This window comes from Sporosarcina sp. ACRSL (assembly GCF_022346605.1).
GTDB lineage: Bacteria > Bacillota > Bacilli > Bacillales_A > Planococcaceae > Sporosarcina.
Map to the genome: position 1 here is coordinate 1 of NZ_JAKRNT010000016.1, position 21712 is coordinate 21712.

A 21712-nucleotide genomic window follows, 5' to 3' on the forward strand; every position below is an offset into this window, starting at 1 on the left:
TATCCGGTTTTGAACGAACAAGATCGTTCATACATAGTCTGGTGACGACGGCGAAGAGGTCACACCCGTTCCCATCCCGAACACGGAAGTTAAGCTCTTCAGCGCCGATGGTAGTAGGGGGGCTTCCTCCTGTGAGAGTAGGACGTCGCCGGGCAAAGACCATCTCCTGTGGGGGGTGGTTTTTTTTTATGTTTAAAAGGAAGTGCTTAAATTGTCAAATGCATTTGGCTCGATTCAGTTTAGGTGAGGTAAATCGGTATTTTTCTACGTTCCACGTTCAATAAGTAATGAATCGCGTCCAAAGAGTACTGTTCCGCGTCCAAAGCAATCCCATACGCTTACAAATAGCACCAATCCGTGTCCAAAGTAGCCACATCCCCGCTAAAGAAACCTCCAATTGACTTGAATAAATCCCCTCAAGCATACTCCTCATTCATTAATTTCATAGATCAAGACATCAAATAATTCTCCATCCGTATATAATAATATTGCCCATTCCCCTGCCTGAGGTATCTGTACATTCGAAGGTATGTGAGCATCTGCACCATTATTCGCTCCTCCAAGACCTGTCGTCCAACCTGTTGTCAAAATTGGATGGACAGTACCTGTGTCTCGGTGAAACCCAACGACGGTTAGATTGGTTGTTGCGGGATTTTCAATCCCCCAAAGATGCCACATCCACTTTTGTTTTGTCGTAATGCTTGGCATGTTAGCACCGATCACACCTGATTTGTTTTCATTACCGATGATATTGCGGTTGAATGTAACGGCTTTATTCTCCCAATCAATTTGTTCAAAATCACTTTCTGTAACGAAGTCTGGAATGTTTTCAGGAAATTGAAGATTACTTTCAACCGATTCATTTCTTGAGCAAGCACTGGCGAGAAGAAGTAAACCGAAAACAATAAAACTTAACGTTTTTACCTTCAAAAAAACACCTCCTATTTAGATAAAAGCCCTATCTCTATATCAATTATATCAACATTCAGACACTTTGGTTAACTAATATGCAGTCACTAAAAGGATTGTGCGGGATTCAGGCTGGTTCAACGAGTTACGCAGCCTGTAGAGAAAAAAGCCTGGATGGACTGCTCTATTTATCCGTGTTTATTTTAATTTATAAGCTTCTATATCCATTTATGCGTATTTGAAATGGCTTATGCGTGGTTGTTAGACTTTATGCGCTTGTGCACTGATTTATGCGCGAGTATTAGAATTTATGCGTATCTCTAGGTCAATGGCAGACATACAAGCAATTTTAATCCCAAATTACTCTTGGAAGTCAAAATACTAATCACTATTGCTTAAAAAATATGAGTAGTTCATGATTAGAATGATAGAACGGAGGAGTGGTATGAAAAGTTTCTCTTTGTTTTTATTTTCATTAGTACGCATAACTATGTTAGTCATTTTGAGCGTTTACTTTTTACAAAATGCGGATGGGATGGGTGATTCCCGAACGCTCTATATCATTGTTGCGATCCCTATATTTATTGCCAGTCATTTTATTCAAATGGGCAACGTCAGAGAGAAGAGCAGGATTCTTTGTTCATCGATCGATTTTCTTGTCGTTACCGGCTTCGGTTTTTTATTTCCGGAAAGCGGTTATTTGTATTTGATCTTTTTTGGTGTCCTGTCAACGACTGTTTTCATACTGTTTGGTCATAAGAGACTCCTTGGATTTTTCTCAGGGCTGTTCGTTGCCGTATGGATTATGACCAGCTTCTGGATCTATGCACAAACCGGTGAATATTCACTCTCAAACAATATTATAAATGCGATGTTCGTTTTTTATGGCGCTTTTGTCGGGAGTCTTATTCGTAATTTCCATAATGCGAAGGAGACGATATCTAATCAATATGGGCAATTAAATGAATCACACGACGCATTGCAGGCTGCGCATAGGCAGTTGCGTGAGTATGCAGAGCAAGTAGAGCAGTTGACGGTCATTCGGGAGCGGAATGAGATCGCGCGGGAAATTCACGATACGGTCGGACATAAAATGACGGCATTGATCGTCCAATTGCAGGTTGCACGTGAGATGGTCGAAAGGGACGCGGAAAAAGCGAAAGAGGTGATTGCCGTCTGTGCGCAGCTGACAAGGGATTCACTTCACGAGCTTCGGGTGTCTGTCAGAACGTTGAAAGAGGATGACCGGGGGTTGTCGTTCGTTGAGGTGTTGCAGGAGCTGCTGGATGAGTTTTCTGCCATGACGCAAATGCAAACAACTCTTTCCTTGGAGGGGGATTCATCCGCCATTCCTTCTTCCTTACAGCCGACAATTAAAAGGGTTGTCCAGGAAGGATTGACGAATGCGAAGAAGCATGGGAATGCCCGTACTTGCTTAGTGGAAATTCAGATAGGGGAAAAGGAGATCCTTCTGACGATCAAAGACGATGGCATGGGGCAGAAGAATATCCTTCCTAATTTCGGGTTGATTAACATGAAAGAACGTGTCGAGGAGCATGGAGGCTTATTTGAGATCCGAAGTGTTGAAGGAGAAGGCTTTGGAATCTATATTACCTTTCCATTTCAACAGAAATTGATGGAGGTGACAGTATGATAAAAATCATGATTGTTGACGACCAGCCATTGGTACGTGAAGGGCTTGGTACATTGTTAGGCTTACGGCAAGAAATCGAAGTCGTCGGTATGGCAGTGGATGGATCGGATGCATTAAACAAGGCGTTGCAGCTTCAACCGGATATTGTGTTAATGGATATAAGGATGCCGAAAACGAACGGTGTTGAAGGGACAAAGTTGATAAAAGAAAAATTGCCAGACGTGAAAGTATTGATATTGACGACATTCAATGACAGTTCATTTGTTTTCGACGCGCTCGAGGAAGGGGCGAGCGGCTATTTGTTAAAGGATATGCCGACGGACACGATTGCCCAAGCTATCCTGACCGTCCATCATGGTGGCGTCGTTCTACCGAAGGAATTCACGTCACAAGTATTACCTGAGCTAAGAATGAGAAATCATGATAGGCCTGCTGCTTTGCCGGAAGGGCTTGGGGAGTTATCAGAGCGTGAAAAGGAAGTACTCATGCATTTGGGGCAAGGGTTGAATAATAAGGAAATTGCGGACGCGTTGTTCATTACCGAAGGGACAGTTAAGAATCATGTATCGAACGTCATTCAGAAGCTTGGGCTTCGAGATCGTACGCAAGCTGCCATTTTTGCCGTACGCTACGGTGTTACGACTTTTTGACATTACTTTTTACATAGAGACCATGCATAACGGCACATCGGTGTCGTTTTTTTTATGTCCAAAAATCTATCGCGCGCTCGATGTAAGAAAGACGGCAGGAACGTAGGATGAGAGTAGAAGGAGGGGCTGTCATGCTTACAGTTACGGACGTGAAAAAGAGCTTTCAATCTAATGAGGTGATTAAAGGGGTTACGCTTACCGTCAAAAAAGGGGAGTCGTTCGGCTTGCTCGGTCCGAATGGCGCAGGGAAGTCGACGCTCATTTCCATGATATGCGGGCTCATTCCGTACGAAGGCGGGGAGATTCTCATTAATGGCAAGCTTGTCGGCAAACATCATAAGGAAACGAAACAGATGATAGGAGTCGTCCCGCAAGATATAGCACTCTATCCGACGATGTCTGCGTTGGATAATCTTCTGTTTTGGGGAAAGATGTACGGTCTATCGGGGAAAGCAGCTAAGACAAGAGCAAAGGAAGTGTTGGAGTTAGTGGGGTTAACTGGACGGGCGAAAGAACGTATCGAAACGTTTTCAGGCGGGATGAAGCGGCGGATCAATATCGGGGCCGCTCTTATGCATGAGCCACAGCTTCTCATTATGGATGAACCGACAGTCGGCATCGACCCCCAATCGAGGAATCATATTTTAGAGACGGTGAAATCATTGAATGAACAAGGAATGACCGTCATTTACACGAGTCACTACATGGAAGAAGTGGAGTACCTTTGCAGAAGGATTGCCATTATGGACGAGGGGAAATTAATTGCAAGCGGGACAAAGAAGGATTTAGCTAACAGATTGGCGGGCGGTACCGTATTAAAGATAGCCGTAGACACTGTACGCCCACAATTTATTGAGCAGTTGAAGGCAATGGACGGCGTTGAAAAAGTGATTGTCCTGCCAGAAAATGAGATCGATGTGCATATGGAGTCTAAAATGGAAACCGTCTCGGACGTCATCCTGCTCGCTAGCCGGTCAAGCGTGGCCATCCACAATATGCAATTGCAAGAAGCCAATTTGGAAACATTGTTTCTGCAATTGACAGGACGCTCTTTGCGTGAATAGGAGGGATTGCAATGAAAAGCCTTTTAATCGCCGTTAAAGACGCGAAAATCCATTTAACGGATCGAAAAGCCATCCTCATGATGATTCTCATGCCGATTCTGTTGACCGTCATTTTAGGGTCAGCCTTAAAAGGGGTCATGGGAGGAGGAAACATGCCGGAAACGATTGTAGGCGTCTACTCACCCGAATCGAACGTAATGACCGATAGTCTCCTCCAGACAATGGGAGAAGAAGGGCTTGCCATCACGGTCAAACGGGCAGAGTCGGGGAAACAGCTTACGGATTGGGTGGAGGACCGGGAAGTGCATGTAGGTGTACATTTTCCGGATGGATGGCATCCCGATACAGACAGAGCTGTCATTACGCCAATCTCCGGACAGGAAACGGCAGCGACCGTCATTCAACAGATGATCGAAACATTCGCTCAAACGTCTCTTGCGATTACAACTTCGACAACTGCAATTATGACGGAGGCGTCTGTATTGTCTGCTAATGGCGGCTCAATTGATATGGATGCCATCCAACATGAGCTTGCCTCATCCATTGAGACTGTCATGAATGAACAAAGGTCGTATATAAGTGAGTCGCCGGAAGAAGAAACGGTCAGTTCCATGCAGTACTATGCCGCGGCAATGGCAGCGATGTTCCTTTTATTCAACGCGATGGCAGGCGGAAAGTCTTTTCAACAGGAGAGGCGGAGTGAAACATTGTCACGATTGATGATGACACCAACTTCCGTCCGTTCGATCCTCGTTGGCAAATTCATCGGTGCATTTCTTTTTGCATGGATTCAATTTTTGATATTCATTGGAGCTACGCATTTCTTGTTGAAGGTGGACTGGGGGCCGTCCATCATGCAAATCCTCTTCATCACCTTCTTTTATATCTTTTCAGTAGCAGGATTGGCAATGGTTGTAGCTGCGTTTACGACAAATGAAAAAATGGCGGATATTGTTGGAAGTATGGGGGTTCAATTATTGGCATTGCTCGGCGGATCGATGTTGCCCCTTGCTTTATTCCCCGAAATCATGCGAAAAATTGCAATGGCGACGCCGAATTCATGGGCATTGACGAGCTACACATCCATCATGACAGGAGCTCCATGGTCCACGTTATGGCTGCCTGCAGGCGTTTTGCTCGGTATTGGGGTTGCGTCCATTTTCATCAGTTCCCTCCGGCTTAGACGCCGGATGACATAGGAGGTGTGCGGAATGAAGAAAATCTTATCCATTTGCCTTTTTGAAATTAAACGGACATTCAAGAAGAAATCTTCGATTGTCGTAATGCTCGGTATGCCGTTGCTATTCACTTTTCTATTCGGAACTGTTTTCGGATCAGACGCAGATGTAAGTTTCCGCATAGCGTTGGTCGACGAGGAGCAATCAACTCTATCCAAGTATATTGCTCAGCAACTGATGAAGGATGAAATGATTATCTATGAACTCGTCTCTGCAGATGTTGCGGAGGAGCAATTGAGCGGAAATGAAGTGCAAGGCACCATGACAATTGAAAAGGGAATCACTGAAAAGCTCAGGGACAATGAGCCAGTAATCCATTTTCAACCGACTGCAGGGCTTGCCACTGCCCCTCTCGTTGAACAACAAGTGAATCAGGCGATACAAGGCGTAGACATTTACGTTGCAGCAGCACAAGTAGGAAGCTCCTATTTAGATGAAAGTTGGGAGTCCGTCTTTGGCAGGCTTATTGAGAATGAAGTCAAGATCCAAGTATGGACTGAACAAAAAACAGGTATATCTACGGGAAATCCGATGATGGGCGTCTCTTATAGCTCCGCAGGATTCTCAATCATGTTCGTTATGATCATGATGCTTTCGATGACAGGTACGTTGATTGAAGCGAGGCAGGTCGGAATCTGGTCGAGATTGTTTACGACGCCCGTCACACGTTTCCAAGTGCTGCTAGGCTATTTCCTTTCGTTCTTCATTGTCGGATGGATTCAGTTCTTTCTTCTTATTTTGCTATCGTCTACCCTGTTTGGCGTCTACTGGGGGCCTCCGGGAGCATTGCTTCTTCTTATCACGTCCTTGCTCCTGTGTGTCGTAGGCCTCGGAATGGCGATTGCAAGCTTCGTGAAAACAGTTGAGCAGCAGAATGCGATTGGAACATTGGTGATCATTTCGACATGCATGCTCGGCGGCGTTTATTGGCCGATCAGTATGGTGCCGGACGTAATGCAGAAAATCGCCAACTTCGTACCGCAAACGTGGGCGATGGAAGGCTTCACGACGCTTATTACGGAAGGCGGCACTGCAGGGGATATTATGATGCCTCTCTTCGTATTATTAGGGTTTGCAGTTGTATTTCTTTCAATAGGATTATCAAGAATGAAATACGCGTGACACCATCACAACAGGTGTCACGCGTATTTCATTTCTTAGTTAACGCACTTCCTCTATAATAGAAATAGATAAAGGAAGTGTAACGTTAGATGAATCAAACTACTCGCCCGCTAGTGCAGGCATTACAATATTTTAAGGAACAAAATCCGGTTTCATTTCACGTGCCCGGACATAAGAATGGCCTACTTTCCAGCTTGCCAAGGGAAATGCAGGCTTCTCTGGCGTATGACTTCACCGAGCTTACGGGGTTAGATGACCTCCATGAAGCAGAAGGGGTTATACGGGAAGCTGAAAGACTGCTTTCCTCTCTTTATCAGTCGAGCAGGAGTTTTTTCCTCGTTAATGGCTCCACGGTTGGAAACTTGGCGATGATTTTTGCGACATGTAAAGCCGATGACATGATCATCGTACAGCGCAACGCCCATAAATCTGTTTTCAACGCAATCGAAATGACGGGAGCCCGTCCTGTATTGCTTTCCCCACCATGGGATGCGCATACACAGACACCGGGTGTACTGACGGCGGAGCTCGTAGAGGAGGCACTCGCTGCATACCCTGAAGCGAAAGCTGTCGTTCTAACGTACCCGACGTATTATGGAGTGGCGGGTGAAGGCCTTCAGGAGATTATTAATTTGTGCCATGCCCGCTCCATCCCTGTCCTTGTCGATGAAGCCCATGGTGCACATTTTATCGTCGGCGAGCCGTTTCCTCGATCCGCTATTGAGTTAGGGGCGGACGTTGTCGTTCATTCCGCCCACAAGACGTTGCCCGCAATGACGATGGGCTCGTTCTTGCATGTTCGGTCGGAATTAGTCTCCGAGCAGAAAATTGCGCATTTTTTACAAATGCTGCAGTCAAGCAGCCCATCATACATGATTATGGCGTCCCTCGATGATGCGAGAGCATATGTTGCTTCATACAAAGACAGCGATAAAAATCAATTCCTAGAGCTGCGCAATTCGTTCATCCGGGAACTGACGAGTATTCCTATCCTCAAAATTGTGGAGACGGATGATCCGTTAAAGCTGTTGATCCGTGCTGAAGGGCATACCGGCTTTGCCTTACAGGCATCTCTCGAATCAAAAGGATTTTACGCAGAGCTCGCAGATCCATACCAAGTGTTATTCGTGCTTCCGTTATGGAATGTACAATCTACCCCTCCCTTGCAAGCTTGGAATGAAAAAATTGTTGCGGCCATAACGACATTGGGTAAAGTAGAAGAGAACCCTATTTTGCCGGATATGGATGCTTGGCCCGCTGGAATTTCCATGCTCGCCTTCCCACCACCTTTGTTAACAGACGTGGAGACAGAATGGATCGCATTGGATGAAGCCGCGGGACGAGTCGCCGCCGGCTCAATTATCCCGTATCCTCCAGGCATTCCATTGCTGATCAAAGGAGAACAAATTACGGAAGGCCATATTCGGGCATTGTCGGCATTAATAAGAGCTGGCGCAAGATTTCAAGGCGCTGTTCAACTTGCCGAAAAGAAGTTGTATGTAATGAAATGAAGGTCGGAGGAATCAAGCATGCATAAAGGAATATTTATCACATTCGAAGGCCCTGAAGGTGCAGGAAAAACGACTGTGATTGCAGAAATATATAAGAGATTAGTGGCGGAAGGAAAAAAAGCGATCCTAACCCGTGAACCGGGAGGCATCCGCATTTCAGAAAAGATCCGTAATATCATCCTCGACAACGAGCACCAGGAAATGGACGGTAGGACGGAGGCGCTTCTATATGCAGCTGCCCGACGCCAACACCTCGTCGAGAAAATTATCCCGGCATTGGAAGAAGGAAATATCGTCCTTTGCGACCGATTCGTCGACAGCTCCCTCGCCTACCAAGGCTATGCACGCGGGCTAGGCATGGACGAAGTCATGTCCATCAACGCATTTGCAATCGACAATACGATGCCGGATAGGACCGTGTACTTCGATATCACGCCGGAAGAAGGGTTGCGAAGAATTTCAAAAAACGACGAACGCGAACAAAATCGATTGGACAATGAAACATTGCAATTCCATCATAAAGTTCACGAAGGCTACCAATTATTGATCGAAAAATTCCCAGATCGCATCGTCAGCACAGACGCCAGCCAGCCATTATCTGAAGTAACTGAAAATGTTTGGAAAATTATAAGTTCTCAACTCATTTCCAATAAGAATTCATGATATAATATATAAGAGGACTTATAGCCTCATGATTTGGTATATGTTCTGTTATTAATAGGTATGTTAAGTTGATTGAAACGTAGGGCGGCGACTCCAGCGAAAGCCGTCACGAAGAACGGCTTTTGCGAGTAAAAGCGCAGCGTTACGAGCAATGTGTTTTGCGACCTTAAGGGAGCAGGGATTAGTTAATGGCTGCCTTAATTTCTGCAAAAGGCGCAGAAATTAAGGCAAATCGAACCCTTCGCTGTTCGATTGGCTGAAGCCGTGCCCGCGGAAAGCGTCCGCCCGGAGTGGAAATCAACTGTATTCGCAATATCATATAAAAAAGCTAAAAGGAGAGGGTACCGTGAAATTGATTGTGGCAGTTGTACAGGACCAAGATAGCAACCGCTTATCTGCGGCTTTAACGAAAAATGATTTTCGCGCTACGAAACTAGCCAGTACTGGAGGGTTTCTGCGGTCGGGGAATACGACTTTCCTCATCGGAACGGATGACAGCCTCGTTCCGAAAGCTTTAGAATTGATTCGGGAAAATTGCCGATCTCGTGACCAAATGGTTGCGCCCGTATCACCAATGGGCGGCAATGCCGACTCCTACATCCCCTATCCGGTCGAGGTAGAAGTGGGCGGCGCAACAGTATTCGTCTTACCAATTGAACAATTTCATCATTTCTGATGAAATGAGGTGATGTAAAAAATGAAAGTGAATGGAGAGTACCGGACCGGGCCTGACAAATTCAGAAATGAGCCGTTGCGTCCAACGCAAGGGAATGCCCGGTTCGGCCAAATGGTTCTCCAACAGGAAGAAAAACTGCACGGGGAACAAATCACAAGGCTGCTTGGCGACATCTCCTCGGCAGGGGACCGTCTAGCCCGTTCACGGAATTTAAGAGATATGGCAAAATTCAAGATGCTTGTCCGCCGTTTCCTGAAGGAATCGGTTGAATCCGGAATGGGATTAAAACAATCTCATACGTGGAATCAATTCGGCGAAGGGCGCAGATTGAAAATTGTCCAGACGATCGATGAAAAGCTCATTGAATTGGCGGAAGCCTTATTGAATGAAGAGCAGACATCTGTCGAGTTATTAGGGAAAATCGGAGAAATTAAAGGACTTCTCATTAATTTATATAGATGACCCGTGTTCCTAACACGGTTTTTTTGAACCAAGGAGGTACAAGCAAAGCATGGAAGGCGTTGAAAACGGCATCAGGAAGAGGCAAAAGGCTGTCATCGATAGACTGGAAGCGACATTCCGCAATCACCGGATTGGGCACGCCTATCTATTTGACGGCGAGACAGGCACTGGAAAAGAAGAGGCGGCCATCCATTTTGCGAAGCTTTTGCTTTGCGAGCAGCCCGAAAATGCTGTTCCATGTGAAACATGTCGGGCTTGCAAACGCGTTGCATCAGGAAATCACCCGAATGTGACGAAAATTGAGCCGGACGGACAAGACATTAAAAAAGAACAGATGTCTTCGTTAATTATGAAAATGACGAGAAAAGGATATGAACCCGGGCGTAAAATCTATATCATATCCCGCGCGGATCGGATGAATGTAGCTGCCGCCAATACGCTGCTTAAATTCCTGGAGGAACCGGAAGGAGAAGTGACGGCAATCCTTCTAACCGATTCTTACCAGTCGATCCTACCGACCATCCAATCGAGATGTCAGCGTGTCAGCTTCCTCCCACCACGGCGGGAAGAGATGATTGCAAAGTTGGTCGATACAGGGATTACTGCGTCGATGGCAGCAACGGTTACGATGATGACAGCGGATATCGGGCAAGCAAAAGAGCTTGCTGAGAATGATCAATTTGCACACATGCGAAAAACAGTGTTAAAATTGATAGAAGCATCAGATCGCAATGTAAATGAAGCGCTTCTATTCGTCCAATCGGAATGGTTGCCGGCAATGAAAGAGAAGGAAGACGTTGAACGAGGTCTTGATATGCTTCTCTATGCGTACCGTGATATCGTCTCATTGAAATCCGGATTGCAATCGGAATTAACGTTTCCCGATCAGCAGGAGTTTTTCCGGGGACTTTCAATGAAGATGACATACAGTCGTCTATCGGCGAATATGGAAGCGATTTTACAAGCGAAGAAAAAGCTATACGGCAACATGAACCGTACACTTTTAATGGAACAACTGGTGCTCAATTTGCAGGAGGGGTTAATGCTTGTATAAAGTTGTAGGAGTCCGCTTCAAAAAGGCGGGTAAAATATATTACTTCGATCCTCTCGATTATCCGCTCGCTGTCGGTGATTATGTCATCGTTGAAACAGCCCGAGGCATCGAGTACGGAAAAGTTGCTAGTCCTGTGAGGGAAGTCGGTGAAAATGACGTCGTCTTGCCACTTAAGAAGATCATCCGTAAAGCTCTTGAAGAAGACCAAATCCAGGTAGAAGAAAACCGGATGGATGCAGAGCAGGCTTTTGGCAAATGTGTCGAAAAAATACGGGAGCATGAGCTGGAAATGAAGCTCGTCGACGTGGAATATACATTTGATCGCAATAAGATCGTCTTTTATTTTACAGCAGAAGGACGGGTCGATTTCCGAAATCTTGTAAAAGATCTCGCTGCCATTTTCCGGACGCGAATCGAACTGCGTCAAATTGGTGTCCGTGATGAGGCGAAAATGCTCGGAGGCATCGGGCCGTGCGGCAGAATGCTTTGCTGTTCAACTTTCTTAGGTGATTTTGAACCTGTATCGATCAAGATGGCGAAGGATCAAAACCTTTCGCTTAACCCATCCAAGATTTCGGGGTTATGCGGTCGCCTTATGTGTTGCCTGAAATACGAAAATGATGAATATGAAGAGGCAAAAGCCTTGATGCCCGACATCGGTGAACGGGTGCAAACGCCTGAAGGGCCGGGGAAAGTGGTCGGCTTGAACTTGCTGGAGCGGATTTTGCAAGTGAACTTGGCGGACCAGGAACAGGTCTTGGAATATTCATGGGAAGAAATAGAGAGTCGAACAAGCTCAGTAGCTCAATTGACGAAATGATGGGGTGAACAAGTTGAAAGAAGGGAACTTTCTCGACAGAGTGATGGAGTTTGAGCAGCAGCTCGAAGCCATGCATGATCAATTCCGAGAATTAATTGGATTTGTGGCGAAGATGACGGAAGAGAACCACTCACTTCAACTGGAAAACCATCATCTCCGGACAAGGCTTGAAGAATTGACTGACAAAACTCAATTAGTAGATGAACAACGGCCGCCTGAAAAGCCTCATAAAGTCGATATCGGCGAAGGGGTGGACAACCTGGCCAGGATATATAATGAAGGATACCACGTCTGCAATGTCCATTTCGGTAGCAGTCGTAAAGGGGAAGATTGTTTATTCTGCCTATCCTTCCTGAACAAACAGAATGCTTGAGATGAGCCGATCCTAATCAATTAGGCATCGGCTCTTTTTTCTATTGACGGAGGAGAATATATGGAGAAGTTATTGAAGGAAGATGAAAGACTGGATTATTTATTAGCGGAAAACTTGCGGATCATCCAAAGCCCATCCGTATTTTCCTTTTCTCTTGATGCCGTGCTGCTCGCAAAATTTGCATATGTACCGATCCGCTCGGGTCGAATTGTCGATTTATGCGCAGGCAACGGGGCAATCCCACTTTTCTTAAGCGCCCGAACGAATGCGGATATTATCGCAGTCGAGCTTCAGGAAAGGCTTGCCGATATGGCGCAAAGGAGTGTTACGTACAATGGGTTGGATGAGCGGATTACAATCGTGAACGACGATGTGATCGGAATTGCCGCGAAGCTTGGCTACGAAAAATACGATACCGTCACTTGCAATCCCCCTTATTTCCCTGCTATCGAAGCAAGTGAGAAAAACTTGAAGGAGCATGTCGCCATTGCGAGGCATGAAATCTACCTGACGCTGGAACAAGCTGTACAGTCTGCGAGCGAGCTGTTGAAGCAAGGCGGAAAAGCGGCATTCGTCCATCGACCTGGCAGGCTGCTCGATATTGTGACGGCTATGCGAGCACACAGGTTGGAACCGAAAAGAATCCGTTTTGTGTATCCGAAGGAAGGTAAGGAAGCCAATACGTTATTAATTGAAGGAATTAAGGACGGCAAACCCGATTTGAAAATATTGCCGCCTTTATATGTTTACGGTGAAGATGGGGAGTATACGGAAGAAGTGAGGCAGCTTTTATATGGACAAGCCGAATGAGCATCTGTTCTATGTCCTTGAATGCAACGATGGCTCTTACTACGCAGGCTATACAAATGATTTGGAAAAGCGCATCCGGACCCATAATGAAGGAAAGGGCGCTAAATACACACGCGCTAAATTACCGGTCCGTCTTATTTATCAAGAAAAGTATGAAACAAAGCGGGATGCGATGCGGGCGGAATACCAGTTCAAGCAATTAACACGTTCGGCAAAGGAACGATATATGCGAGAGGGGCAAAGGAACGATGAAATCACAGAAAAGCACTGAAGCAAATGTCGCAAAGTTATTTCTCGTAGGAACGCCAATCGGCAATCTGGAAGATATGACATTTCGAGCGATCCGAATCCTCCAGGAAGCAGATATGATTGCTGCAGAAGATACGAGAAATACGATCAAGCTCTGCAACCACTTCGACATAAAAACACCGCTCATGAGCTATCATGAGCATAATATCGAGAAGGGTGGAGAAAAGATCCTGTCGCTTTTGGCAGAAGGAAAGACAATCGCCTTAGTAAGTGACGCTGGGATGCCTTGCATATCCGATCCCGGGAATGATATTGCAACAAAAGCGATTGAAGAGGGATTTGATGTCGTTCCGGTTCCGGGCGCCAACGCCGCAATCAGTGCATTGGTCGCTTCCGGGCTACAGACACAGCCATTCACTTTCTTTGGATTTCTATCGCGGCAGAAGAAGGATCGCAATGAACAATTGCGGAAGCTAAAGCAAAAAGAGGAGACGTTGCTCTTCTATGAAGCCCCTCATCGCTTAAAGGAAACGTTAAAGGCGCTTTATGAAGCATTTGGCGGCTCTCGCCAAGTCGTTTTAGCAAGAGAATTAACGAAGCGATATGAAGAATTTCTTCGAGGAACGCTTGAGGAAGCCGTCTCTTGGGTGGAAGCAAATGAAATTAGAGGGGAATTTTGTATCGTCGTTGCGGGAAATGAAGATGTAGAAGAAGCATCGGATAATTGGTGGAATGAGATTAGCATAGCAACGCATGTAGAAATGGTGATCGAACAGGAAGGCGTTTCTTCAAAGGACGCGATCAAGTTGGTCGCAACGGAAAGAGGGATGTCCAAAAGGGATGTTTATCAGGCATATCATGTGAATAAAAATGCATAAAAAGAATCCAGAACAAGAAATTGTTCTGGATTCTTCAGCCTGAGGATACTCCTATTTATCGTATTATCCTTAAATACTATTGCTAGGATAATATTATTTTATTTTCTCTTCAATCTCTTTAATAAGTTGTCTAGCACCATCTGGGCTTAAAATTAGCTTTCCATCAATAAGTTGCAAGTTGTTATCTGATACTTCACCTGTAATAGAACAAGTCATATTCGGCATGTATTTCTTCAAGATAATCTTGTCATCATCGACATAAATTTCTAGAGCATCTTTCTGCTCAATTCCTAGTGTGCGGCGAAGTTCGATTGGAATGACGACACGGCCTAGTTCGTCAACTTTTCTAACGATTCCTGTTGATTTCATGACAAGAATTCCTCCTAAACGATTTAAATTTTCGTCAAAATTCGACATATTTCTCTTGTCTACCAAATATCATACCAACTCTTCCAATAAACGTCAATAAATCTAGCTGAATACTATGTCGAGAATAATAGATTGAGGAGAAAAAACGGGACTTTTGATGTTCTGATTTTCTATTGGCGGTGGGGTATTAAGTAACCAAAGGAAAGGGATTATAGGGAAATGGAAGTGAAAGAGTATTTGAGCATTAATAAGGAAATTTAACTTAATTCATCAAAAGTTGAGACTAACTGAACAATGAGTGGTTATTGTGTTTATGCGTATTTGGAGCGGTTTATGAGCATCTGCGAGAATTTATGCGCAAGAAAAAATGTATATGATCATTTCTAGGGTTTTATACGTACATTCGTAAATTTATGCGTGGATTATCAATTTTATGCGTGTCTACATAGCGCTTTTGTTGAAATTTAGATAATATGGTTAGTATAGATTGAAACACAGGAGGTATTTTGGTGGCTGAACAGCAAAAAACATTTTATATTACGACTCCTATTTATTATCCAAGTGGGAAATTTCATATAGGAACTGCATACACGACCGTTGCATCAGACGCGATGGCACGCTATAAAAGACTGCGTGGATTTGACGTGCGTTTCCTGACGGGAATGGACGAGCACGGACAGAAAATCCAAGAGAAAGCGGAAGAGGAAGGACTTCCGCCGCAACAATATGTAGACCGTATTGCAGATATAGCTATAGACCTCTGGAAACTCATGGATATATCGTATGATGATTTGATTCGAACAACGGAAGAACGTCATAAAACGGCAGTCGAGAAAATCTTCCAGAAGTTCCTCGACAATGGCGACATTTACAAAGGCGAGTATGAAGGATGGAAATGTGTCCCTTGTGAATCCTACTTTACCGAGTCGCAGCTCGTTGAGGGCAACTGCCCAGACTGTAATCGTCCAGTCGAAAAAGTTTCGGAGGAATCGTACTTCTTCAATATGCAGAAATATGCGGACAGGCTTCTAAAATATTATGAAGACAATCCGAAATTCATCGAACCCGAATCCCGTAAGAATGAAATGATCAATAACTTCATTAAACCGGGTCTTGAAGACTTATCCGTCTCCCGTATGTCATTCGACTGGGGCATTAAAGTGCCGGGAGATCCGAAACATGTCATTTACGTCTGGGTCGATGCGTTAACGAATTACATTACCGCGCTCGGCTACGGCTCTGATGACGACTCGCTATTCAAGAAATACTGGCCTGCTGACGTGCATGTCGTCGGGAAGGATATTGTTCGTTTCCATACAATCTACTGGCCAATTTTCCTTATGGCGCTCGATCTTCCGTTGCCGAAAAAAGTGTTTGCCCACGGCTTCATCATGATGAAGGATGGAAAAATGTCGAAATCGAAAGGAAATGTCGTCTACCCTGAAATGCTTGTGGAGCGCTACGGGCTTGACGCTACGCGCTATTTCCTTCTTCGGGAATTACCGTTCGGACAAGATGGTAAATTCTCCCCTGAATCATTCGTAGAGCGGACAAATTACGATTTAGCCAATGACTTAGGAAACTTGTTAAATCGAACGGTTTCCATGATCAATAAATATTTCGGCGGTGTCATACCGACGACAGGGCTTGAACCGACTGAATACGATCAAGTATTGCGTGACTTTACAGCAAGCGCAATCGAGAAATATGAAACTGCTATGGAGAACATGCAATTTAGCGTCGTCCTTTCAGAGCTATGGACGATCATTTCACGGACAAATAAATATATCGACGAAACAGCTCCTTGGGTTCTTGCAAAAGAAGAGGCGGATAAAGGGAAATTGGCATCCGTCATGGCTCATCTTGCCGCATCGCTCCAACAGATTGCTGTTCTCTTGCAGCCTTTCATGACGAAAGCGCCGATTCAAATTATGGAACAGCTCGGACTCGATGAGACGATGCTTGCATGGGATAGCTTAGGTAATTACGATGCAATTCCTGAAGGAACGAAAGTAGTGGAAAAAGGAGTTCCGATTTTCCCTCGCCTCGATCCTGAAGTGGAAATCGTTTATATCCGCGACCAAATGGCAGTTACAGCTCCGAAGGAAAAGAAGGAGGAAGCACCTGCTGAAATCGAAGGACCGGAAGAAATCACAATCGATGATTTCGCGAAGATTGATCTGCGGGTTGCAACCGTACTTGAATGTGAGCGAATCCCGAAAGCGGACAAGTTGTTGAAGTTTCAACTCGATTTAGGCTATGAACAACGCCAAGTCATCTCAGGCATCGCTGAGTATTATGAACCGGAACAATTGATTGGCGAGAAAGTGATTGTTGTTGCCAACTTGAAGCCGGTCAAATTACGAGGTGAAATCTCTGAAGGAATGATTTTATCTGGTGAGTCCAACGGCGTTTTGAAATTGGCAACCGTCGACCCATCATTGGAAAACGGAGCAAAAGTGAAGTGAATTGTAACAGGCGGCGTTTCGTAAAGAGGCGCCGTCTTTATTTTTTAACAGGTTTGTCACTATACTGTAACGAAAGTCATAATTCGTTGGAATAGAATGAACTTTATGAGGAGAGACGCAAATGTATATCGATACACATGTCCATTTAAATGCAGACCAATACGAAGAAGATGTCCAAGAAGTCATCCAACGCGCGATTGATGCGGGAGTCCATAAAATGGTCGTTGTCGGCTTTGATCGGAAGACGATCGAGAAAGCGATGGACTTAGTTGAACAATATCCATTCATTTACGCGGTCATTGGATGGCATCCTGTGGACGCTATTGATTGCACCGATGAAGATTTGGAATGGATCGAGTCCCTTGCGGCACATCCTAAGGTCGTCGGCATCGGAGAGACCGGCCTGGATTATTATTGGGATAAATCGCCGAAAGACGTTCAGCAAGAATTGTTTAGAAAACAAATCCGGCTTGCGCAAAAACTGGATCTTCCAATCATTATCCATAATCGCGATGCAACAGGCGATGTTGTTAAAATTTTAAAGGAGGAGGAAGCCGGAATTACGGGCGGTATCATGCACTGCTATGGCGGCAGCGTCGAAACAGCAAAAGAGTGCATCAACATGAATTTCCTCATTTCCCTAGGTGGCCCCGTCACCTTTAAAAATGCAAAAATGCCGAAGCAAGTTGCAACAGACATTTCATTGGATCATTTGTTAATTGAAACAGACGCTCCTTACCTTGCTCCACATCCTCATCGCGGAAAACGGAATGAGCCGGCGCTCGTTACACTTGTGGCGGAGGAAATCGCCCGTCTGAAGGATATTCCGGTTGAAGAAGTGGCAAAAAGAACGACCGAAAATGCATTAAAGATCTTCCGTATTTCGAAATAACTTATAAAGTGATTATATCGCTTCCTACTTGTATTCATCCATACATAGGGGAAGAATTTGAAGTTCCAATGAGTTGACACGTCGAAAAGGAAGCATTATAATCAGCCGAGTGATAAAGGAGGAGTTTTTTCATGCCAAAAAGCACCATGAAAAATCTGTTCTCGATGTCATTGAGGAGTAAACAAATAGCATTAGTAACTTTTGCATTTACGCTATTTGTTTCAATCATTTCACTTGTTCTTTACGAAGGATCTAAGAAATCGGTCACATTACTTGTGAACGGTGAGCAAATTGAAATAAAAACATCTGCACATACAGTTGGGCAACTTCTATCAAGCGAAGATTTCGAAGTTGCCGAACATGACTTAGTAACACCCTCAGTGAATACACCGATCGAAGAAGGATTATCGGTCAGGTGGGAACAGGCAAAGCAAGTAGAGATTCATACAGGCAAGGAAGTACAAAAGATTTGGACGACTGAACGGAACGTCGGCGATATTTTAGCCGCTGCCGGTGTTACCCTTTTAGAGCACGACAAGGTTCTGCCAAATCCGAATGAAAACCTTGGGGAAGATCTACGCATCAATGTTCAAAAAGCGTTCCAATTGACGCTTATCGATGGCGGGAATGAGAAACAAGTGTGGTCAACTTCGACTACGGTCGCTGACTTTTTAAAGAGAGAGAACATTCAATTGAATGAACACGACAAGCTGAACCGGAAGGCGGACGGATTGGTCAAGCCGGGTTCCATAGTTGAAGTCGTGCGTGTGGAAAAGGTCACCGATGTAGTGGAAGAGCCAACGAACTTTGCGGTCGTAACGAAGAGTGATGCCGAATTGCTGAAAGGACGCGAAAAGGTCGTCCAAGAAGGCAAGAAGGGATCTGTCGAGCGCAAGTTTGAAGTTGTCAAAGAAAATGGCAAAGAAGTATCTCGTACGTTATTGAGTGAAAAGGTCATTAAGGAACCGCAAAAGAAAATTGTTGCGGTCGGTTCCAAAAAGATGGTGGCAAGCGCCAACACTAGTAAACCTAAAACGATTGTATCGCGTGGCAGCTCGGCTGCACCATCCGGAGGGAAAGAATTTTACGTCACCGCTACAGCCTATACGGCGCACTGTAACGGCTGCACAGGAACAACGGCTACAGGCATCGACTTAAGAGCCAATCCGAATTTGAAGGTCGTTGCCGTAGACCCTAAAGTCATCCCGCTAGGTTCCAAAGTGTGGGTGGAAGGATACGGATACGCAATCGCTGGGGATACCGGCGGGGCAATCAAAGGAAATCGAATCGACCTCCATGTACCGACAAAACAGGCAGCGTACAATTTCGGACGTCGTACCGTGAAAATTAAAGTGATCGACTAAATCCATAGCAATCATTTTAAATCCACATCTACCCGTGGGGCTAATCCAGTCCCACGGTTTTTTATAATTTATATATATTTAATAGCCGTTTATATGGATAGGATTGAAGTGGAAGGCGGCGAACGCCGTAACGAAGAACGGCGTTTGCGAGTAAAAGCGAAGCGTTACGAGCACATCATTGCTCTGCCGTAACGAAGAACGGCGTTTGCGAGTAAAAGCGAAGCGTTAGGAGCACATCATTGCTCTGCCGTAACGAAGAACGGCGTTTGCGAGTAAAAGCGAAGCGTTAGGAGCACATCATTGCTCTGCCGTTACGAAGAACGGCATTTGCGAGTAAAAGCGAAGCGTTACGAGCACATCTTAACTCTACCGTTACGGGGAACGTCTTCTGCGACCTTAAGGGAGCAGGATACGGCTGCCTTAATTTCTGCAAAATACGCAGAAATACGGCAAATCGAACCCTTCGCTGTTCGATTGGAAAGCGTCCGCCTGGAACGGAAATCCAGAGTGACCCTTTGAGTAAGGACTCACCTGTACAACAGACGCTTCAACACGTAAAATTAAACAAACGCAATGAAACGAAATGAGGGTATCGGTTGAACATAAAGGAAATAATCGTCGTAGAAGGCAAATCCGATACGATTGCGATCAAAAGGGCAACAGGAGCTGACACGATCGAGACAAACGGGTCGGCAATCGATGAAAAGACATTGGATCGGATACGTCTCGCTCAGGAAACCCGTGGAGTCATCGTTTTTACGGACCCCGACTTCCCAGGCAGGAGAATCCGCTCCATCATCGAAGAACGGATACCCGGCGTAAAACACGCGTTTTTGCATAAGTCGAAAACAATTGCCAAAAACGGGCAAGGACTCGGCATCGAACATGCAAAAGACGAGGATATCCAAAAAGCCCTGGAGGCGGTCTATTCCGTCGATACCGAGCCTATCGAAGAGATTCCTTTTGAAATCCTTCTGGCGGAAAGGCTTATTGGACATCCTGATGCGAAAAGACGACGTGATCGGCTCAGTGAAATTCTTCAAATCGGACAAGTGAACGGCAAAGGATTGAAAAAGAGACTTGAAATGTTCCGGATTGGGCAACATCAATTCGTGGAGGCATTGAAAGTCCTGCACGAGGAGGATGGCCATGAATAAAGATATTGCAACGCCAGTCAGAACGAAAGAGATTTTAGAGAAGCACGGGTTCTCCTTCAAAAAGAGCTTAGGTCAAAACTTCTTGATCGACCCGAATATATTACGTAATATCGTTTCGCACGCCGACTTGACGGACAAAACAGGCGTGATTGAAATCGGTCCTGGCATCGGGGCTTTGACCGAGCATTTGGCTAGGAATGCAGGGAAAGTTGTCGCATTTGAAATTGACCAACGTTTGCTGCCCGTGTTAGAAGATACGTTATCGCCGTATGACAATGTTACGATCATTAACCAAGACGTCCTTGAAGCGGATTTGAATAAAGTCGTCGAGGAGCAGTTTAGCGACTTTGACGATATAGTCGTCGTTGCCAATCTCCCTTATTATGTAACCACACCGATCATTATGAAATTCCTTCTTGGCAAAGTTCGGATTCGCGGCATGGTAATCATGATGCAAAAGGAAGTGGCTGATCGCATCACGGCATCTCCTAGTACAAAAGCGTATGGATCATTGTCGATAGCCGTCCAATATTACATGGATGCCGAAGTTTCGATGATTGTGCCGAAGACAGTTTTCATCCCGCAGCCGAATGTCGAATCTGCTGTGTTAAAGCTGACAAAAAAAGCGGAGCCGCCAGTAGAAGTGATCGACGAAGACTTTCTGTTTGAGGTAGCAAGGGGTTCATTCGTCCAGAGAAGAAAGACGTTGTTGAACAACTTACAGTCCTCTTTGCCAGAAGGGAAGATGAAGAAGGAGCAAATTCTTAGGGCATTTGAGCGGATTGACATAGATCCGGGCAGAAGAGGTGAGACATTGTCAATCGAGGAGTTCGGTAAATTGTCGAATGCTCTATACAGTGAGTTCAAAAATTTGTGACAATCAAGTAATTGCTCGGGTAATTTGTCTAAAAAAGCGAAAAAAGAATTGACAGCGATAAGGTTTTATTGATAAAATTCTCATTTTAATTGACAGAACTTTTTAAAAGTGTTATACTTATATCCAGTGAGGTGTAAGCGACGTGCCAAAAACATTAGCGGACATTAAGAAATCATTGGATGCTCACTTAGGGAAACGTTTGCACTTAAGAGCAAACGGTGGCCGTAAGAAAACGATTGAACGTGCTGGAGTCCTTCGTGAGACGTATCGGGCAGTTTTTGTTGTAGAACTGGACCAGGATGAAAATGCTTTTGAAAGGGTATCTTACAGCTACGCGGATATTTTGACTGAAGCAGTCGAAATAACAGTTCTGGATGACGGAGACGCCACTGCGTTTGTCGTCAAATAGTCTTCATAGCAATCATGTATTGTTTTTATTAAAATACCTATGC

The 21712-nt window shown here is 45.0% G+C and carries 23 protein-coding genes and 1 rRNA gene; 22 read left to right on the forward strand and 2 right to left on the reverse strand.

Features of this window, described 5'->3' with window-relative positions:
• The first annotated feature begins 37 nt into the window (after window positions 1–37).
• Window positions 38–154: ribosomal RNA gene (gene rrf, locus MHZ92_RS19065) — 5S ribosomal RNA — on the forward strand.
• A 275-nt stretch (window positions 155–429) separates the two neighbouring features.
• On the opposite strand, the gene MHZ92_RS19070 is transcribed toward rrf, so the two are convergent.
• A complete protein-coding gene (locus MHZ92_RS19070; RefSeq protein WP_239433303.1) occupies window positions 430–930 on the reverse strand; it encodes a hypothetical protein in 501 nt (166 codons plus the stop codon).
• 424 nt (window positions 931–1354) lie between these two features.
• On the opposite strand from MHZ92_RS19070, the gene MHZ92_RS19075 reads away from it, so the two are divergent.
• The 15 genes from MHZ92_RS19075 (at window position 1355) to rsmI (ending at window position 14133) form a co-directional block, all read left to right on the forward strand.
• Window positions 1355–2563, forward strand: coding sequence for a sensor histidine kinase (locus MHZ92_RS19075; RefSeq protein ID WP_239433304.1), 1209 nt, complete (start codon window positions 1355–1357; stop codon window positions 2561–2563).
• Complete coding sequence (locus tag MHZ92_RS19080; protein ID WP_239433305.1) at window positions 2560–3213, forward strand: response regulator; 654 nt, start codon at window positions 2560–2562, stop codon at window positions 3211–3213. Before MHZ92_RS19075 ends, MHZ92_RS19080 begins: the two co-directional genes overlap by 4 nt.
• A gap of 131 nt (window positions 3214–3344) precedes the next feature.
• Window positions 3345–4277 carry an ABC transporter ATP-binding protein gene (locus MHZ92_RS19085; protein WP_239433306.1) on the forward strand — a complete coding sequence of 311 codons (933 nt, stop codon included), beginning with the start codon at window positions 3345–3347 and terminating at the stop codon, window positions 4275–4277.
• Between the two features lie 11 nt (window positions 4278–4288).
• Entirely contained in the window at window positions 4289–5476 is a 1188-nt protein-coding gene (locus MHZ92_RS19090) for an ABC transporter permease (RefSeq protein WP_239433307.1), read from the forward strand.
• 12 nt (window positions 5477–5488) lie between these two features.
• Window positions 5489–6637 (forward strand): ABC transporter permease, encoded by a 1149-nt coding sequence (locus MHZ92_RS19095; protein WP_239433308.1) that lies wholly within the window; start codon window positions 5489–5491, stop codon window positions 6635–6637.
• A 113-nt stretch (window positions 6638–6750) separates the two neighbouring features.
• On the forward strand, window positions 6751–8148 hold the full coding sequence (locus tag MHZ92_RS19100; protein WP_370644788.1) for an aminotransferase class I/II-fold pyridoxal phosphate-dependent enzyme: 1398 nt from the start codon (window positions 6751–6753) through the stop codon (window positions 8146–8148).
• A gap of 18 nt (window positions 8149–8166) precedes the next feature.
• A complete protein-coding gene (tmk, locus tag MHZ92_RS19105) occupies window positions 8167–8811 on the forward strand; it encodes a dTMP kinase (protein ID WP_239433310.1) in 645 nt (214 codons plus the stop codon).
• Window positions 8812–9157: 346 nt separating this feature from the next.
• Window positions 9158–9487 carry a cyclic-di-AMP receptor gene (locus MHZ92_RS19110; protein ID WP_060206001.1) on the forward strand — a complete coding sequence of 110 codons (330 nt, stop codon included), beginning with the start codon at window positions 9158–9160 and terminating at the stop codon, window positions 9485–9487.
• Between the two features lie 21 nt (window positions 9488–9508).
• Window positions 9509–9949, forward strand: a complete 441-nt coding sequence (locus MHZ92_RS19115; RefSeq protein ID WP_239433311.1) for a YaaR family protein — start codon at window positions 9509–9511, stop codon at window positions 9947–9949.
• Window positions 9950–9998: 49 nt separating this feature from the next.
• Window positions 9999–11003, forward strand: a complete 1005-nt coding sequence (holB, locus tag MHZ92_RS19120; protein ID WP_239433312.1) for a DNA polymerase III subunit delta' — start codon at window positions 9999–10001, stop codon at window positions 11001–11003.
• On the forward strand, window positions 10996–11823 hold the full coding sequence (locus tag MHZ92_RS19125; protein ID WP_239433313.1) for a PSP1 domain-containing protein: 828 nt from the start codon (window positions 10996–10998) through the stop codon (window positions 11821–11823). Before holB ends, MHZ92_RS19125 begins: the two co-directional genes overlap by 8 nt.
• A gap of 13 nt (window positions 11824–11836) precedes the next feature.
• Window positions 11837–12196: a DNA replication initiation control protein YabA gene (yabA, locus tag MHZ92_RS19130; RefSeq protein WP_255723663.1), complete on the forward strand. Its 360-nt coding sequence runs from the start codon at window positions 11837–11839 to the stop codon at window positions 12194–12196.
• 60 nt (window positions 12197–12256) lie between these two features.
• Window positions 12257–13006 (forward strand): tRNA1(Val) (adenine(37)-N6)-methyltransferase, encoded by a 750-nt coding sequence (locus MHZ92_RS19135; RefSeq protein ID WP_239433314.1) that lies wholly within the window; start codon window positions 12257–12259, stop codon window positions 13004–13006.
• Complete coding sequence (locus tag MHZ92_RS19140) at window positions 12990–13277, forward strand: GIY-YIG nuclease family protein (RefSeq protein WP_239433315.1); 288 nt, start codon at window positions 12990–12992, stop codon at window positions 13275–13277. Before MHZ92_RS19135 ends, MHZ92_RS19140 begins: the two co-directional genes overlap by 17 nt.
• Window positions 13255–14133, forward strand: coding sequence for a 16S rRNA (cytidine(1402)-2'-O)-methyltransferase (rsmI, locus tag MHZ92_RS19145; protein ID WP_239433316.1), 879 nt, complete (start codon window positions 13255–13257; stop codon window positions 14131–14133). The genes MHZ92_RS19140 and rsmI overlap by 23 nt, the downstream gene beginning before the upstream one ends.
• Window positions 14134–14226: 93 nt before the next feature.
• Here rsmI and MHZ92_RS19150 read toward each other — a convergent pair whose 3' ends face one another.
• Window positions 14227–14502 carry an AbrB/MazE/SpoVT family DNA-binding domain-containing protein gene (locus MHZ92_RS19150; protein WP_239433317.1) on the reverse strand — a complete coding sequence of 92 codons (276 nt, stop codon included), beginning with the start codon at window positions 14500–14502 and terminating at the stop codon, window positions 14227–14229.
• 509 nt (window positions 14503–15011) lie between these two features.
• On the opposite strand from MHZ92_RS19150, the gene metG reads away from it, so the two are divergent.
• The 6 genes from metG to veg all read left to right on the forward strand — a co-directional run bounded on the left by metG (window position 15012) and on the right by veg (window position 21669).
• Complete coding sequence (gene metG / locus MHZ92_RS19155; protein ID WP_239433318.1) at window positions 15012–16970, forward strand: methionine--tRNA ligase; 1959 nt, start codon at window positions 15012–15014, stop codon at window positions 16968–16970.
• Window positions 16971–17091: 121 nt separating this feature from the next.
• A complete protein-coding gene (locus MHZ92_RS19160) occupies window positions 17092–17862 on the forward strand; it encodes a TatD family hydrolase (protein WP_239433319.1) in 771 nt (256 codons plus the stop codon).
• Between the two features lie 131 nt (window positions 17863–17993).
• Window positions 17994–19226 (forward strand): G5 and 3D domain-containing protein, encoded by a 1233-nt coding sequence (locus tag MHZ92_RS19165; protein WP_239433320.1) that lies wholly within the window; start codon window positions 17994–17996, stop codon window positions 19224–19226.
• A gap of 596 nt (window positions 19227–19822) precedes the next feature.
• Complete coding sequence (gene rnmV, locus MHZ92_RS19170) at window positions 19823–20383, forward strand: ribonuclease M5 (RefSeq protein WP_239433321.1); 561 nt, start codon at window positions 19823–19825, stop codon at window positions 20381–20383.
• The gene (rsmA, locus tag MHZ92_RS19175; protein ID WP_239433322.1) at window positions 20376–21260 is read left to right on the forward strand and encodes a 16S rRNA (adenine(1518)-N(6)/adenine(1519)-N(6))-dimethyltransferase RsmA; all 885 of its coding nucleotides are present in this window, start codon (window positions 20376–20378) and stop codon (window positions 21258–21260) included. Before rnmV ends, rsmA begins: the two co-directional genes overlap by 8 nt.
• A gap of 142 nt (window positions 21261–21402) precedes the next feature.
• On the forward strand, window positions 21403–21669 hold the full coding sequence (gene veg / locus MHZ92_RS19180; RefSeq protein WP_239433323.1) for a biofilm formation stimulator Veg: 267 nt from the start codon (window positions 21403–21405) through the stop codon (window positions 21667–21669).
• Window positions 21670–21712: the final 43 nt, after the last annotated feature.